The 14,623-nt window shown below is 37.0% G+C and carries 17 protein-coding genes, 8 tRNA genes and 1 rRNA gene (1 of these 26 only partly in view); 25 read left to right on the forward strand and 1 reads right to left on the reverse strand.

All coding sequences use genetic code 11. The annotated features are described in order from the left end of the window. The first annotated feature begins 94 nt into the window (after positions 1–94). Together ASO14_RS01470 and ASO14_RS01475 are read left to right on the forward strand one after the other, a co-directional pair. Positions 95–571 (forward strand): PH domain-containing protein, encoded by a 477-nt coding sequence (locus ASO14_RS01470; protein ID WP_068450592.1) that lies wholly within the window; start codon positions 95–97, stop codon positions 569–571. Further along, entirely contained in the window at positions 564–2,042 is a 1,479-nt protein-coding gene (locus ASO14_RS01475) for a PH domain-containing protein (protein WP_068450594.1), read from the forward strand. Before ASO14_RS01470 ends, ASO14_RS01475 begins: the two co-directional genes overlap by 8 nt. A gap of 37 nt (positions 2,043–2,079) precedes the next feature. On the opposite strand, the gene ASO14_RS01480 is transcribed toward ASO14_RS01475, so the two are convergent. Further along, positions 2,080–2,685, reverse strand: a complete 606-nt coding sequence (locus ASO14_RS01480) for a rhomboid family intramembrane serine protease (RefSeq protein ID WP_068450596.1) — start codon at positions 2,683–2,685, stop codon at positions 2,080–2,082. A 69-nt stretch (positions 2,686–2,754) separates the two neighbouring features. Between ASO14_RS01480 and acpS the strand changes: the two genes are divergently transcribed. The 23 genes from acpS to ASO14_RS01595 form a co-directional block, all read left to right on the forward strand. Continuing rightward, the gene (gene acpS, locus ASO14_RS01485; RefSeq protein ID WP_068450597.1) at positions 2,755–3,120 is read left to right on the forward strand and encodes a holo-ACP synthase; all 366 of its coding nucleotides are present in this window, start codon (positions 2,755–2,757) and stop codon (positions 3,118–3,120) included. Positions 3,121–3,214: 94 nt separating this feature from the next. After that, positions 3,215–4,330, forward strand: coding sequence for an alanine racemase (alr, locus tag ASO14_RS01490; RefSeq protein WP_409136327.1), 1,116 nt, complete (start codon positions 3,215–3,217; stop codon positions 4,328–4,330). A 151-nt stretch (positions 4,331–4,481) separates the two neighbouring features. Then, positions 4,482–4,760, forward strand: coding sequence for a transcriptional regulator (locus ASO14_RS01495; RefSeq protein WP_231726971.1), 279 nt, complete (start codon positions 4,482–4,484; stop codon positions 4,758–4,760). Positions 4,761–4,764: 4 nt separating this feature from the next. Next, positions 4,765–5,115, forward strand: a complete 351-nt coding sequence (locus ASO14_RS01500) for a type II toxin-antitoxin system PemK/MazF family toxin (RefSeq protein ID WP_068450600.1) — start codon at positions 4,765–4,767, stop codon at positions 5,113–5,115. A 177-nt stretch (positions 5,116–5,292) separates the two neighbouring features. After that, complete coding sequence (locus tag ASO14_RS15270) at positions 5,293–6,102, forward strand: STAS domain-containing protein (protein ID WP_068450602.1); 810 nt, start codon at positions 5,293–5,295, stop codon at positions 6,100–6,102. Further along, positions 6,102–6,473 (forward strand): STAS domain-containing protein, encoded by a 372-nt coding sequence (locus ASO14_RS01510; protein WP_068450604.1) that lies wholly within the window; start codon positions 6,102–6,104, stop codon positions 6,471–6,473. Before ASO14_RS15270 ends, ASO14_RS01510 begins: the two co-directional genes overlap by 1 nt. After that, complete coding sequence (locus tag ASO14_RS01515) at positions 6,470–6,868, forward strand: anti-sigma regulatory factor (protein WP_068450606.1); 399 nt, start codon at positions 6,470–6,472, stop codon at positions 6,866–6,868. Before ASO14_RS01510 ends, ASO14_RS01515 begins: the two co-directional genes overlap by 4 nt. Before the next feature lie 15 nt (positions 6,869–6,883). Then, on the forward strand, positions 6,884–7,972 hold the full coding sequence (locus ASO14_RS01520; RefSeq protein WP_082701338.1) for a PP2C family protein-serine/threonine phosphatase: 1,089 nt from the start codon (positions 6,884–6,886) through the stop codon (positions 7,970–7,972). A gap of 3 nt (positions 7,973–7,975) precedes the next feature. Then, complete coding sequence (locus ASO14_RS01525) at positions 7,976–8,317, forward strand: anti-sigma factor antagonist (RefSeq protein WP_068450607.1); 342 nt, start codon at positions 7,976–7,978, stop codon at positions 8,315–8,317. Then, positions 8,304–8,774: an anti-sigma B factor RsbW gene (gene rsbW / locus ASO14_RS01530; RefSeq protein ID WP_068450608.1), complete on the forward strand. Its 471-nt coding sequence runs from the start codon at positions 8,304–8,306 to the stop codon at positions 8,772–8,774. The genes ASO14_RS01525 and rsbW overlap by 14 nt, the downstream gene beginning before the upstream one ends. Then, entirely contained in the window at positions 8,752–9,531 is a 780-nt protein-coding gene (gene sigB / locus ASO14_RS01535) for an RNA polymerase sigma factor SigB (RefSeq protein ID WP_068450609.1), read from the forward strand. Before rsbW ends, sigB begins: the two co-directional genes overlap by 23 nt. A 2-nt stretch (positions 9,532–9,533) precedes the next feature. Next, positions 9,534–10,133, forward strand: coding sequence for a SpoIIE family protein phosphatase (locus ASO14_RS01540; protein ID WP_068450611.1), 600 nt, complete (start codon positions 9,534–9,536; stop codon positions 10,131–10,133). A 57-nt stretch (positions 10,134–10,190) separates the two neighbouring features. After that, positions 10,191–12,344, forward strand: a complete 2,154-nt coding sequence (locus ASO14_RS01545) for a Tex family protein (protein ID WP_068450613.1) — start codon at positions 10,191–10,193, stop codon at positions 12,342–12,344. A 71-nt stretch (positions 12,345–12,415) separates the two neighbouring features. After that, positions 12,416–12,850 carry a SprT family protein gene (locus ASO14_RS01550; RefSeq protein ID WP_068450615.1) on the forward strand — a complete coding sequence of 145 codons (435 nt, stop codon included), beginning with the start codon at positions 12,416–12,418 and terminating at the stop codon, positions 12,848–12,850. A 93-nt stretch (positions 12,851–12,943) separates the two neighbouring features. After that, positions 12,944–13,020 (forward strand) — tRNA-Asn (locus tag ASO14_RS01555). Position 13,021: 1 nt separating this feature from the next. Further along, a tRNA-Glu gene (locus ASO14_RS01560) sits at positions 13,022–13,096 on the forward strand. A gap of 10 nt (positions 13,097–13,106) precedes the next feature. Further along, a tRNA-Asp gene (locus ASO14_RS01565) sits at positions 13,107–13,183 on the forward strand. Positions 13,184–13,203: 20 nt separating this feature from the next. Next, positions 13,204–13,278, forward strand: a tRNA-Gln gene (locus ASO14_RS01570). Between the two features lie 15 nt (positions 13,279–13,293). After that, positions 13,294–13,369 (forward strand) — tRNA-Lys (locus ASO14_RS01575). Between the two features lie 72 nt (positions 13,370–13,441). Further along, positions 13,442–13,527, forward strand: a tRNA-Leu gene (locus tag ASO14_RS01580). A 31-nt stretch (positions 13,528–13,558) separates the two neighbouring features. Beyond that, a tRNA-Arg gene (locus ASO14_RS01585) sits at positions 13,559–13,635 on the forward strand. Positions 13,636–13,638: 3 nt separating this feature from the next. Beyond that, a tRNA-Gly gene (locus ASO14_RS01590) sits at positions 13,639–13,712 on the forward strand. Positions 13,713–13,831: 119 nt separating this feature from the next. Continuing rightward, positions 13,832–14,623: ribosomal RNA gene (locus ASO14_RS01595) — 16S ribosomal RNA — on the forward strand; it runs 756 nt beyond the window's last position.

Consider the following 14,623-nt stretch of genomic DNA (forward strand, 5'->3'; position numbering starts at 1 on the left):
GAGTTTTTTTATACATAAAAAAATGGAACGCTTTTTGTTATAATACGTATAATTAAGTAGATTCCAAATCTTTGGAAAAGGAGGCATATCTAAGGTGGATGAATTAAAATATCAAATTGATCCAAAAGGATTAACCGTTTGGCGAATTCATGCATGTATTTTTTCGGGCATTGCATTATTAATTACTGCTCTTATTTTTTTCTTAACGTATTATTTTGAATGGTATAAATGGATTCCATATACAGTTTTAGGGTTATGGGTAATTGAAGCTTTTTGTGGTATTTACTTATTTCCGAAAATTCGCTGGCAGCGCTGGCGTTATGAAGTGCGTGAACAAGAAATTGAAGTGCAATCAGGGTTGTTTGTAGTTGAGAGAACACTCGTACCGATGATTCGTGTACAGCATGTTGATACGGTGCAAGGACCGATTTTAAAGAAGTATAATTTAGCAGAAATTTCGATTTCAACTGCAGCAACTACACATACGATTCCTGCTTTACAAATGGAAGAAGCAGATGAATTACGAAGAAGAATTTCTAAATTAGCAAGGGTGGCTGAAGAAGATGTCTAATGAACAAGTTATGCGTCTACACCCTATTACAATCGCCATTAATTTTTTTAATGCGATTAAAACATTATTATTACCTGTTGTCATTTTTGTATTTAGCGCGAAATTAGAGCTTAGTTTAGACCCATCAGACGGTGAGAATTTTTATCCGACGCTTGCTTTACTTGGAGGAGCGATTCTCTTCTTATGCATTGTTTTTATATTTGCATGGATTAAATGGCGTAAATTTATTTATTGGTTTGAAGATGGCGAGTTGCGAATCGAATATGGTTTATTCGTAAAAAATAAACGGTATATTCCATTTGAACGCATTCAAACATTGAACTATAAAGAAGGGATTTTACATAGACCTTTTAAATTAGTACGTGTGGATGTTGAAACAGCTGGCGGTTCAGCAGATGCAGAAGTCAGTTTGACTGCGATTACCCGCGAGCAAGCCAATCGAATTGAATTTGAAATGAAAAAAGCAAAACAAGAAGTAATTGTAGGTGAGGATGGTACAGCAGAAGAGGTCGCTGAAATTCGTATTGAAAAAGAGTTCATCTATCAAATCAATACGAAAGAATTAATATTATTAGCAACAACTTCGAGTAGTATGGGGATTTTATTCTCTGCTGTCGCTGCAATTGCTTCACAGTTTAATGATTTTATTCCGTACGAGCGCATTTACGGAGAGGTGCAGAATATTGTTCGTTTTGGAGTCCTCTTTATTATTTTAATTGTATTAGGGGCTATTTTATTATCATGGGCGGTAGCAATTCTCATTTCTTATTTTGTGAACTACGGTTTTAAACTTGAAAGAACAGAAGAACAGCTCTTTTTATCAAAGGGGCTTTTAGAGAAAAAGAGAACGACACTTCAAATGAATCGTGTACAAGGAATTCGTATAATCGAAAATCCAATTCGTCAATTATTTGGTTACTGTCGTGTCATTATTGATAGTGCAGGTGGTTCAGGCGATGAAAAAGAAGATCAAGTCGTCCTACTACCCTTCATAAAAAAGAAAAATGCAATTCGTATTTTACAAGAATTATTCCCCGAGTACGTTTGGGAAACAACGTATACAAAGGTGCCAAAGAAGTCTTTAATTCGTTATTTATTAAATCCAATCTATGTACCACTTATTCCAGTTGGATTCGTTAGTTATTACTTCTATCCATATGGCATGTGGAGTATTGTACTGATTCCGCTTATACTGTTGCGTGCATATTGGCAGTATAAAACAGCTGGTTTTGCAGTAAATCATTTACAGTTAACGATTGTACATCGTTATTTCAGTAAAACAACATTTGTTGTGCAGAAGAATCGAATTCAATCGATGCGCGTAACACAGAGTTATTTTGCTGAGCGAAAAGACATTGCTTCATGCCATGTTCATATTATGTCGAGTACGACAGGTTTTACAGCACACCTGAAGCATTTTGATTTACAAGCGATCAGTCAACTATTTAAATGGTATCAACCGAATAAATAAAAAAATGAGAAGCAGCGAACAAGCTACTTCTCATTTTTTATTTTTCTCTAAAACGACGGATACGTTTTGGTGTAAATTGGAACATTCCCAAAATAAAACCGACAGCTAATCCAACTAAGTGAGCTGTAATATTAATGTTTGATTGGACGAATGTCATAATAACAGAAATTGCAACTAAAGGAATGATTAATTGTTTTAGTTGCGGTAAAATTTTGCGCGTGTGATATACCAATGCTAAGTAAGCGCCAAAAATACCAAAGATTGCACCGCTTGCACCAAGTGAAGCATAGTTTAGTGGCTCAACAACATAGGTTGCAACATTTGCCAGTAAACCTGAGATGAAATAGATGGAGAAGAATCGTAACTTACCGGCTAATTGCTCTAACTCAGGACCGAATACATATAAACCAAACATGTTGAAAAGTAAGTGTAAGAAGCCACCATGTAAAAACATGGCTGTAATAAGTCGCCAATACTCACCTTGAGAGATGGAATAATTATATGCGATACCAAGAGCATATAGATTGTTTCCTATACCTGGAATCAAACCGAGTAGATATACGACCAAGTTCATACCGATTAAAACAGAAATTACGGGGTACTTTTTAATATAAAGTGAAAGATTTTCAGTTCGATTAAACATTTTGTCACCTCATCGTGTAATATAAATATTATACATGGAACAGTTCGTAGAGAGAAGGGAGAAGCGAAGATGATTAAAGGAATTGGCTTGGATATAGTTGAAATTGCACGTATTCAAAAATCAAACGATCTAAGCCCTAAGTTTAAAACGCGTATTTTAACGGAGCGCGAAATGGCTATTTTTGAGCAATTAAAAACAAGAAGACAACTTGAGTTTTTAGCAGGACGTTTTTCAGCGAAAGAGGCTTATTCAAAAGCGAATGGTACAGGGTTAGGGCGAGATTGTAAGTTGCATGATATTGAAATCTTACCGAATGAAAAAGGACAACCCATTCTTTATTTTAAGCAACAAAAAGTAGATGGATTCGTCAGTATCACACATTCGAAAGAATATGCTGCTGCTCAAGTCGTTTTAATGGAAAAAAACTCACAATAAATGGTTATTTTCTGAAAAAGTAGGGTAAACAAAGAATGTTGGTATATACATTCTTTACCTTAGTATGAATAAAAAATAAAAAGAGGTAATGAACATGACACATTTTAGACCAACAACAGCTCGTGTTGATCTGACAGCTATACAAAAAAACATTGAAGGTTTGCGAAATCACCTACATACTGATGCGGAAATTATTGCAGTCGTAAAAGCAAATGCATATGGTCACGGAGATGTAGAAGTCTCAAAAGCAGCGATTGAAGCAGGCGTTACGATGTTAGCAGTTGCTACGCCAGATGAAGCTTTACACCTTAGAGAAGTGTTTTCAGAAACACCAATTTTAGTATTAGGTGCGGTACCTATTTCATTTATTCCATTTGCAGCGAAAGAGCATATTACACTAACAGTCTTTTCAATGGATTGGTTAGAAGCGGCGAGTGAACAATTTTCAACTTTAGACGTTCCTGTTAAAGTACATATGAAAATTGACAGTGGAATGGGACGTATTGGGGTACGAAATGAACATGAGATGCTTACACTATACCACGGTATTCAATCATCACCCCAGTTTGAACTTGATGGTATTTTCACGCACTTTGCAACGGCAGACGAGGAAGATTCTACATACTATGACCAACAAAAAGATGTGTTTATACACTTAGTCAATCAGTTACCAACCAAACCTCGTTTAGTTCATGCAGCGAATACAGCAGCTTCTTTATTAAAGAATCATGTAGAGTTTGATGCAGTCCGCTTTGGTATCTCTATGTATGGCTTACTACCTTCAACTTATGTAGGAGAACATCTACCTTTTACAATTCATCCAGCACTTCAACTTGAAACAGAGATTGTTCACGTGAAACAATTGAAAAAGGGTGAACACGTAGGATACGGTGCAACCTATGAAGCACAAGAAGACGGTGAATGGATTGCTACTTTGCCAATTGGTTATGCTGATGGTGTATTACGTGGTTTACAAGGGCAAGAAGTTCTTGTAGGCGGTATTCGCGTACCAATCGTAGGTAGAATTTGTATGGATCAGTTAATGATTCGATTACCGTTTCATTTCCCAGTAGGTGAGAAAGTTGTTTTAATTGGTAAACAAGAAAAAGAACAAATTACGATGCAAGAATGGGCAGATCGTCTTCATACAATTCCATATGAAATAGCATGTATACTGACTGCGCGCGTACCAAGAGTTTATTATAAATAATGATAAAAAAATGTTATAAATTTAGAGAAATCTATTTTTTTATGGCATAACTCTTAGAAAAGACCTTTCTTTTCTATTGCTAGAATGATAAGATTGTTCTAACATAGAAAATTTCGATATGATAAAAGGGAACTTTTTGGAGGTGCGAGCTGTGGTTCAAAACAGTATAAATGAAACGATTCTACCGAAATCATCAAATATAGTTACAGAGAACATCGAGCAAGCTTATCAACAATCTATTACATCTGAACAAAATTTATATGTACCAACAAAACGATATAAAAAGATGACTCATAAAAATGATATACGAGAAGCTATGGTTAAGGGATATACCGAAATGTCCCAAATTAACTTAACTATATGTAGTGAATGTCTACATTTAGAGTATGAAGCAGAACATATGGTGGAGCGACTCGTTTGCGGAGGATGACAATTTGAATGTAAAACGTGGAGACGTTTTTTTTGCTGACTTATCACCTGTAGTGGGATCAGAACAAGGCGGTACTCGACCAGTTTTGGTAATCCAAAATGATATCGGGAATCGCTTTAGTCCTACAGTGATTATTGCAGCAATTACAGCGCAAATTCAAAAAGCAAAGTTACCAACCCATGTCGAAATTGATGCAAAGAAATACGGATTTGAGCGAGATTCAGTTATTTTGTTAGAACAACTACGGACAATCGATAAATCCCGTTTAACTGACAAAATTACACAACTCGATCAACCACTAATGAAAGAAGTAGAAGATGCTTTGGCTATTAGTTTGGGATTATTAAAATTTTAAAAGCTATACATAGAGCGAAAACATCAGGTTTTTTTAAAATCTGGTGTTTTTAATTTCTTAAAAATGGTAATAGTATTAGTGGTGCTTTCTCGATTTTTATAAAACAAGGAATAAAAAGTGAATAAATGTAAGATTTGAGATACAATTGCATATATAACAAATAGGGAGGGTTACTGATTGGAAAAAGCCACGATTCGATTTTTAAAAGAGCATTTACAAGAAGTTGAAGATGTTTGGCAAGAACAATTAAGAGCTGATGAGTCAGAGATGGCTACGGGTAGTCTTCAAGAAGAATTATTTGAAAAGACGCTAGAGCAAACGATGAGATACATCAGAAATTTTTTGAATCATTTAGATATCCAAAAATTTGTCCAAGAATTAGGAACACTTAATAGAACAGCTGTCCAATTATTTCCCTTTATCGAGGCTTTTGAAACGAGTACATATTATGTATTGCGGAATCAAAAAGATAAAAAGCCAGCAGAGTCAATGGAGATTTTGCAATATTTACGTAAAATAGTTCATTCTCTATCTATAGAATTATTAAAGTATGAACAAGAACGCTATAATAAAATTATTCATTTACAAAAAATTGCCTTACAGGAACTATCTACACCCATTATTCCTGTATTTGATCGCGTAATTGTCATTCCGATTATTGGTGCTATTGATAGGGATCGTGCAAAGCAAATTATGGAAAATGTTTTACATGCAGTTGTATCGAATAAATCAGAAGTTGTACTAATTGATATTACCGGTTTGCTAGTTCTTGATACAGTGGTAGCTCATCATTTAATAGAAGTCGTAAATGCTATTCATATTGTAGGTGGTAAAAGTATGTTAGTAGGAATCCGTCCTGAAATTGCGCAAACGATTGTCCAGTTAGGTGTTAATTTATCAGATGTCACGACATTGGGAACACTTCAAGAAGGAATAGAGAAAGCACTAGAAGAGACAAATCGATGCATTCGTGAGGTGATTCATTAATGGTGCTGAACATCCCAATTTTAAAATTACAAGATTGTCTAATTGTATCGATTCAATCAGAATTAGATGATCCTACAGCTATGCAATTTCAAACGGATCTTTTACAAAAGTTGAGTGAAGTAAAAGTTAGAGGAGTTGTAATTGACTTAAGTTGTATTGAATTTATTGATTCCTTTATTGCTCGTATTTTGGGCGACATTATTCGTATGACCTCTTTGATGGGAGCAAAAGTAACAATTACTGGTATTCAACCTAGTATAGCTATTACACTGGTGGAGTTAGGAATTTATTTGAAAGACGTCATTACAGCACTTGATTTAGAAGGTGGTCTTACGAAACTCCAGAAAGCACTGGGGGGCAGAAAGATATGAGTAAATCTTTTGTTGAAATATTAACAGAGTGGGATATTGTTGAGGCACGTCAGCTTGGAAGAAACGAAGCGAAGCGTATTGGATTTGGCGCGGTAGACCAGGCGCGTATTACGACTGCAATTAGTGAATTAGCACGAAATATTTATTTATATGCAGATAAAGGCCGAATACTGATTGAAACAATTGATATGAGCGGTACAAAAGGGATTAAAATTGTTGCACAAGATGAAGGACCAGGTATTGAAGATATTCGTCTTGTCATGCAAGACGGTTATTCAACTTCTCAAGGCCTAGGTGCTGGTTTGCCAGGTGTGCGCAGATTAATGGATGAATTTGACATTCAAACGACCGTCAATGAAGGAACAATTGTGAGAATCATTAAATGGCTCCGATGAGGAAGTGATGAGTGCATGACAAATGAAATAAAAAAACAGTACACAATGCTTCTAGGACAATATTTACAGTATCAAACTGAGCGTAATTTATATTTAGGCCAAAACTTTAGTAGGCGTTTGGTACAAAAAGACATTACACCAGAAGAAGTAATTAGTATTCATAAAGATTCTCTTGCGGAAATTTATGAAGGTAGTGAAGAGTTTACGGATGGTATGAAAAATGCTTTGGACTTTTTAACTGAATTTATGATTCAATATGGTTTAGCTTTACGTGAACATAAAATTTTGTTGAAGAACCAGGAAGAAATGGATCATGAACTAGAACTTGCTGCGAATGTTCAAAAGACAATGTTAAAAACGACGATTCCAACAATTGATGGTCTTTCTATCGGGAGTATCTCTGTTCCAGCTCGGAAAATGAATGGAGATTATATCTATTACCAAGGAGATTCCAAACGTTTTGTCGGAGTAGGTGTCGCGGATGTAGTAGGAAAAGGTATTCCGGCTGCACTTTGCATGTCTATGGTTAAGAATGGTTTAGATACACTTGGGCAGCCGAGTATCAGCCCCTCTTATGCTATGGATGTTTTAAATCGCATTGTAGAAAAAACTGTAGATGATAATATGTTCATTTCCATGTTTTATGGACGATATGATGTCGTGCAATCTACATTTACTTATTGCTCAGCTGGACATGAACCTGCATTATTGTATCGTGCAAAAGATGGTAAATTTATTGAACTAGAGTCTGAAGGTCTATTATTAGGCGTATTACCTGATGTTCATAACCAAGAGAGAAGTGTACAGTTGGCAAAAGGCGATATGGTAATTATTATGACAGATGGTGTAACTGAATGTAGGGTGGACGATCGATTTTTAGAAAAGTCTGAATTAACCGATTTGATTTTTAAACATAAAGACAAAATACCACAGCAATTAGCAGAGGCTATTTTCCATGAGATTGAAAAATTATCACACTTCCAAAATCTTGCAGATGACTTAACTTTTGTTGTATTGAAAAAGAAGATGATTAGCCTATGTTTAAGATGTTTGAAAAAAAGGTATTCAGTATTAATAGACTGTTATAAAAAATTGGGGTGCTAAAATATGAATTTTAAAATAGAGATTAATAAAGAGGAAAATAAGGTGTTAAGTATGGTGAGTGGAGAAGTTGACGCTTTCACTGCTCCGAATTTAAGAGAAGAATTATTAGCTGTTGATATTCAAGAGGATATGCTAGTTGAATTGGATTTGTCAGAAGTAAGTTATATGGACAGTACAGGGCTAGGGGTCATTGTAGCTTTCTACAAAAATGTAACAGCAAATAAAGGAAAGCTTGTTTTGGTAGGACTATCTCAACGTTTACAAAGACTGTTTGACATTACAGGTCTTAGCGGAGTAATCCATATAGAGAAAGAAGGGGCTGTGAACGACCATGAGAGAATTTGATTATTTCGAAATGAGAGTACCATCGAAAACTCAATATGTTGGAATAACTAGATTGGCAATTTCAGGATTAGCAAACCGAATTGGTTTTTCTTACGATGACATTGAAGATATTAAGATTGCTTCAAGCGAAGCAATTACGAATGCAATTCAACACGCTTATCCAGAAGCAGAACAAGGTGAGGTAGTTGTTGGTTGTGCTATATATACTGATAAAATTGAAATTATGATTGCTGATTACGGTAAGAGCTTTGATTTTGAAGAAGTTAGAGAAAAAGTAGGACCTTACGACGAAGAAACAAATGCAGAATTTATAAGAGAAGGTGGCCTCGGCTTATTTTTAATCGAAAGCTTAATGGATGAAGTAAAAGTCTTAAATGACAACGGTGTTACAGTTTTCATGACAAAATATGTTGCACGAGAGCAGGTGAAGGAGCATGTGGAAACGGACACCTTCTAAATCTGCTTCTAAGGAACAAGTATTAGAATGGATCCAAAAGTATCAAGAAAATGAAGATGATGATGCACAAACGAATTTGGTATTACATTATCAATATTTAGTAGAGTCAATTGCGCGAAAATATTCCAATGGACGTTCCTATCATGATGATATTGTTCAAGTAGGTATGCTGGGTTTACTAGGAGCAATAAGACGTTTTGATCCAGACTTTGGAAGAAGTTTCGAAGCTTTTGCGGTGCCTACGATTATTGGTGAAATTAAGCGTTTCTTACGAGATAAAACTTGGGATGTTCATGTTCCTAGAAGAATCAAAGAATTAGGCCCAAGAATTAAATCGACCGTTGAATTACTAACAACTGAATTGCAGCGTTCGCCAAAAGTTTCAGAAGTTGCTGAACGATTAGAAGTAACAGAAGAAGAAGTGTTAGAAGCGATGGAGATGAGTCGAAGTTATCAAGCGCTTTCGATGGATCATTCAATCGAGTCTGATTCAGATGGTAGTACGGTTACATTATTCGATGTAGTTGGAAGAGAAGATGAAGAGTACGAAAAAACTAATCGAAGAATGATTGTAGCAGATGCAATGAGCGTCCTTTCAGAACGTGAAAAGCAAATCATTCAATTAACTTATTTAGAACAATTAAGTCAAAAAGAAGCTGGTGAAAGATTGGGGATATCTCAAATGCATGTTTCACGACTTCAAAGAAAGGCCATAAAAAAATTACAACAAGCAATTATTTCTTCTGGGGGTGTCTAATTATGCAGACAGAAGGTAGAAATAATTTTATGCATTATACAACGATGATTCGAGCTAAAAATGATGCTACTATTAGTGGTGATGCATTGACTGTTAAATTACTTGAAAACATTTGTATTTTAGCAATAGCAGATGGTCTGGGTAGCGGTACTGAAGCAAATGCTTCAGCTACCGTTGTTATTAAAGAATTAGAAGAAAATCCCGAATTAGAATTAAGTGAATTGCTTAGGCGTAGTGATTTAAAAATGTTAGGGTTACGCGGCGCTGTGGCTGCTGTCATGCGAGTTTGTTTTCAACGAAACCATATTCAATTTGCGAGTATTGGAAACATTTCTTGTTATATATTTCGACCTAGTGAAGGTAAGGTAATCTATCCGAGACAGATGAGAGGTTATCTTTCAGGACGGACTCAACATTTTGTTGTGCAAGCATTAGAGTATAAAAAAGGAGATTTTTTCTTATTACATACGGATGGGATAGAAATCACAGATATTCGAAGCCTACTTTTAGAGAATGAATTTATTAAATTGCAGCAAGTACAATCATCTTATTTAACCTTAAAAAACGATGATGCAAGTTTAATCGCAGCACGCCTATTCTAAGTAGAATAGGCTTTTTTTTATGTATTTTGATACACTACTAATATTGGAGGGATTCAAATGGAACGAGTAACTATGAATAAATTAATAGCACAAGAGTTAAATATTAAACTACAACAAGTGAATCAAGTAATTGAATTATTAGAAGAAGGAAATACAGTTCCTTTTATTGCACGTTATCGTAAAGAAGTAACCGGCTCTTTAGATGAAGTACAAATTAAAAATATAGAAGATCGTCATCATTACATTCAACAACTTGAACAAAGAAAAGAAGAAGTGGTGCGATTAATAGATGAGCAGCAAAAATTAACACCTGAACTTGAAAAATCAATACGTGATGCTACTGTGTTGAAGAAGGTAGAAGATTTATATCGTCCATACAAACAAAAACGAAAAACAAAGGCGACAGTCGCAAAAGCAAAAGGTCTAGAACCTTTTGCAGAATGGTTACTTACACAATCAAATGAATCACCTATTAAATATGCGGAGCAGTTTATAACTGAAGAGGTAGTGACAGTAGAAGATGCTTTGCAAGGAGCTTGTGATATTTTAGCAGAGCAGTTTGCAGATGAACCAACTATTCGTGAACAAATTCGAAAAATCACATGGCAAGATGGTGTGATTCGCACTACAGTAAAAGATGCTACTCAGGATGAAAAAAGCGTTTTTGAGATTTACTATAATTATGAAGAACCACTTAAAAAAGTAGTGCCACATCGTATTTTAGCGATGAATCGTGGTGAAAAAGAAGAAATTTTAAAAGTGGGCATACACGTAGAACCTGTAAAGATTCATACAGCTATGCGAAATAAATGGTTAAAACCAAAAACGTCACCAGCACATGTGTATTTAGAAGAAGTAATTGCAGATAGTTATAAAAGATTGCTTGCACCTTCTATTGAAAGAGAAGTAAGAAGTGAATTGACAGAGAGAGCCGAGAATCAAGCGATTCATATCTTCTCTGAAAATCTTCGTAACTTATTATTACAACCGCCAATGAAAGGTAAATATGTATTAGGTTTAGATCCTGCTTATCGTACAGGTTGTAAATTAGCAGTGGTAGATGATACAGGGAAGTTTTTAGACCTATCGGTAATTTATCCACATCCACCTAAAGCAAAACCAGAAGAAGCTAAAAATACATTACTTCAACTATTAAATAAATATCCGATTGATATTATTGCGATTGGTAATGGTACGGCATCACGTGAGTCAGAAGCATTCGTAGCAGAAGTATTAAAAGAAGCTTCAAGTAATACGGCATATGTCATTGTGAATGAGGCAGGAGCAAGTGTGTACTCTGCTTCTGAGGTAGCGCGTGACGAGTTCCCTGATTTACAAGTAGAGCAAAGAAGTGCGATTTCAATTGCGCGTCGTTTGCAAGATCCGTTAGCAGAACTGGTTAAGATTGAACCAAAGGCAGTTGGAGTAGGGCAGTATCAACATGATGTATCACAAAAGAAGCTAGTATCTTCTCTTGATTTTGTTGTCGAAACAGCTGTAAACCAAGTAGGTGTGGATGTCAATACAGCGTCTTCATCACTATTACAACATATTTCTGGGTTGTCAAAGACGGTAGCAGAGAACATTGTGCGTGTAAGAAGTGAACAAGGTAAATTTACTGCACGTACACAATTGAAGAAGATTCCACGTCTTGGTGCAAAAACGTATGAACAGGCGATTGGTTTTTTACGTATTTCAGATGCGAAAAACCCTTTAGACGGTACAGGGATTCATCCAGAGAGTTATGCATTAGCTAAATCTATTTTAGAAGTAGCAGGGCTAACAGTAAAACAGATTGGAACAAAAGAAGCCGAAGAAGCGATTTCACATTTTACAATCGCTGAACTATCAGAGCGTTTTAATGTGGGAGAGATTACGGTTAAAGATGTAATTGATATGTTAATGAAGCCATCGCGTGACCCGCGTGATGCTTTTCCGCAACCATTACTGAAGCAAGACGTTTTAAAAATGGAAGACTTAAAGGTAGGGATGGAGCTACAAGGGACTGTCCGAAATGTTGTAGACTTTGGTGCCTTCGTAGATATTGGTGTGAAGCAAGATGGTTTAGTTCATATTTCAAAATTGAAAAAAGGTTTTGTAAAACATCCTTTAGACGTTGTAGCACTTGGTGATATTGTAACTGTCTATGTAGATCAAGTAGATGAGAAAAAAGGACGCGTATCATTAACCATGATTGCGCCTGAAAAATAAGTTATACTATAGAGTAAGAATGAAGAAGGCTATATGCTTATTCATTCTTATTTTTTATGGAGGAAATGAATATGAATTATGAACAATTAACTTTGTGGGTACAAGAAGTTTCAATGACATACTTTAAAAAACCATTTCGACATCAAGCTGTATTTAATAAACGTCTTCGAACAACGGGAGGACGTTATTTATTACAAACACATAATATTGAGATTAATCCAAAGTATTTAGAGGTGTATGGAGAGCAAGAAGTAGAAGGAATCATTAAACACGAACTTTGTCATTATCATTTACATATAGAAGGAAAAGGGTATCGACATGGGGATATGGATTTTCAAATGTTAATGCAACAAACAGGTTCACCAAGATATTGTAGACCAATCACAGCATCGAAGTGGTTATATATTTGTGAAAGCTGTCATCAAAACTATCCTAGAATGAGAAAGATAAATACTCAAAAATACTGTTGTAGCAAGTGTTCGGGAAGAATCTATTTAAAAAAATAACTTTTTTTGAAAAAGTAGTTGACGTTTTGAAGAAAGCTCTTTATAATAGTAAAAGTCGACAAGGTGATACGCACTTGAACGACATCATATTACTCCGTTGTAGCTCAGTTGGTAGTAGCATCTGACTGTTAATCAGAGGGTCGCAGGTTCGAGTCCTGCCAACGGAGCCATGGCCCCTTGGTCAAGCGGTTAAGACACCGCCCTTTCACGGCGGTAACACGGGTTCGAATCCCGTAGGGGTCACCATTTAAATATTGGTCCGGTAGTTCAGCTGGTTAGAATGCCTGCCTGTCACGCAGGAGGTCGCGGGTTCGAGTCCCGTCCGGACCGCCATTTAAATTCAAATTAAATATTGGGGTATAGCCAAGCGGTAAGGCAACGGATTTTGATTCCGTCATGCCCTGGTTCGAATCCAGGTACCCCAGCCATTTTTATTTCACCACGAGTCATTAGCTCAGTTGGTAGAGCATCTGACTTTTAATCAGAGGGTCGCAGGTTCGAATCCTGCATGACTCACCATTTTCTTTTAAAAAGTTATTGACATATAACATTTCAGTTGATATGATATTCTAGTAACTCGAATTTGAAGATGCGGCCGTGGCGGAATGGCAGACGCGCTAGGTTGAGGGCCTAGTCGAGGTAACTCGGTGGAGGTTCAAGTCCTCTCGACCGCACCAAAACATTTTAAAACAATATAATTTATTTTATGCGCCCGTAGCTCAATTGGATAGAGCGTCTGACTACGGATCAGAAGGTTGTGGATTCGACTTCTGCCGGGCGCACCATATGCGGGTGTAGTTTAGTGGTAAAACCACAGCCTTCCAAGCTGTTGTCGGGAGTTCGATTCTCCTCACCCGCTCCATGAACCTTGAAAACTAAACAAGCAAGAAGATAATCACAAACAAGTCTTATCACATTAAGTGAATAAGCAATTGTTATCAAAAGATAACGCTAGCAAAGCAAATGAGCTTTCAAACTACTTTTATGGAGAGTTTGATCCTGGCTCAGGACGAACGCTGGCGGCGTGCCTAATACATGCAAGTCGAGCGAATGACGAGAAGCTTGCTTCTCTGATTTAGCGGCGGACGGGTGAGTAACACGTGGGCAACCTGCCCTACAGATTGGGATAACTCAGGGAAACCTGGGCTAATACCGGATAATCCTTCGAATCACATGTTTTGAAGTTGAAAGGCGCTTCGGCGTCACTGTAGGATGGGCCCGCGGTGCATTAGCTAGTTGGTGGGGTAACGGCCTACCAAGGCAACGATGCATAGCCGACCTGAGAGGGTGATCGGCCACATTGGGACTGAGACACGGCCCAAACTCCTACGGGAGGCAGCAGTAGGGAATCTTCCACAATGGACGAAAGTCTGATGGAGCAACGCCGCGTGAGTGATGAAGGTTTTCGGATCGTAAAACTCTGTTGTAAGGGAAGAACAAGTACGTTAGGAAATGAACGTACCTTGACGGTACCTTATTAGAAAGCCACGGCTAACTACGTGCCAGCAGCCGCGGTAATACGTAGGTGGCAAGCGTTGTCCGGATTTATTGGGCGTAAAGCGCGCGCAGGTGGTTTCTTAAGTCTGATGTGAAAGCCCACGGCTCAACCGTGGAGGGTCATTGGAAACTGGGGAACTTGAGTGCAGAAGAGGATAGTGGAATTCCAAGTGTAGCGGTGAAATGCGTAGAGATTTGGAGGAACACCAGTGGCGAAGGCGACTGTCTGGTCTGTAACTGACACTGAGGCGCGAAAGCGTGGGGAGCAAACAGGAT

Source organism: Kurthia sp. 11kri321 (genome assembly GCF_001534765.1).
Classification (GTDB): domain Bacteria; phylum Bacillota; class Bacilli; order Bacillales_A; family Planococcaceae; genus Kurthia; species Kurthia gibsonii.

What these genes read in the sequence shown, in the direction of transcription:
- ASO14_RS01475 (WP_068450594.1), top strand. Translation starts at nt 564, where the DNA reads ATGTCTAATGAACAAGTTATGCGTCTACACCCTATTACAATCGCCATT.
- ASO14_RS01480 (WP_068450596.1), bottom strand. Translation starts at nt 2,685, where the DNA reads ATGTTTAATCGAACTGAAAATCTTTCACTTTATATTAAAAAGTACCCC.
- acpS (WP_068450597.1), top strand. Translation starts at nt 2,755, where the DNA reads ATGATTAAAGGAATTGGCTTGGATATAGTTGAAATTGCACGTATTCAA.
- alr (WP_409136327.1), top strand. Translation starts at nt 3,215, where the DNA reads ATGACACATTTTAGACCAACAACAGCTCGTGTTGATCTGACAGCTATA.
- ASO14_RS01510 (WP_068450604.1), top strand. Translation starts at nt 6,102, where the DNA reads ATGGTGCTGAACATCCCAATTTTAAAATTACAAGATTGTCTAATTGTA.
- ASO14_RS01515 (WP_068450606.1), top strand. Translation starts at nt 6,470, where the DNA reads ATGAGTAAATCTTTTGTTGAAATATTAACAGAGTGGGATATTGTTGAG.
- ASO14_RS01520 (WP_082701338.1), top strand. Translation starts at nt 6,884, where the DNA reads ATGACAAATGAAATAAAAAAACAGTACACAATGCTTCTAGGACAATAT.
- ASO14_RS01525 (WP_068450607.1), top strand. Translation starts at nt 7,976, where the DNA reads ATGAATTTTAAAATAGAGATTAATAAAGAGGAAAATAAGGTGTTAAGT.
- rsbW (WP_068450608.1), top strand. Translation starts at nt 8,304, where the DNA reads ATGAGAGAATTTGATTATTTCGAAATGAGAGTACCATCGAAAACTCAA.
- sigB (WP_068450609.1), top strand. Translation starts at nt 8,752, where the DNA reads ATGTGGAAACGGACACCTTCTAAATCTGCTTCTAAGGAACAAGTATTA.
- ASO14_RS01540 (WP_068450611.1), top strand. Translation starts at nt 9,534, where the DNA reads ATGCAGACAGAAGGTAGAAATAATTTTATGCATTATACAACGATGATT.
- ASO14_RS01545 (WP_068450613.1), top strand. Translation starts at nt 10,191, where the DNA reads ATGGAACGAGTAACTATGAATAAATTAATAGCACAAGAGTTAAATATT.
- ASO14_RS01550 (WP_068450615.1), top strand. Translation starts at nt 12,416, where the DNA reads ATGAATTATGAACAATTAACTTTGTGGGTACAAGAAGTTTCAATGACA.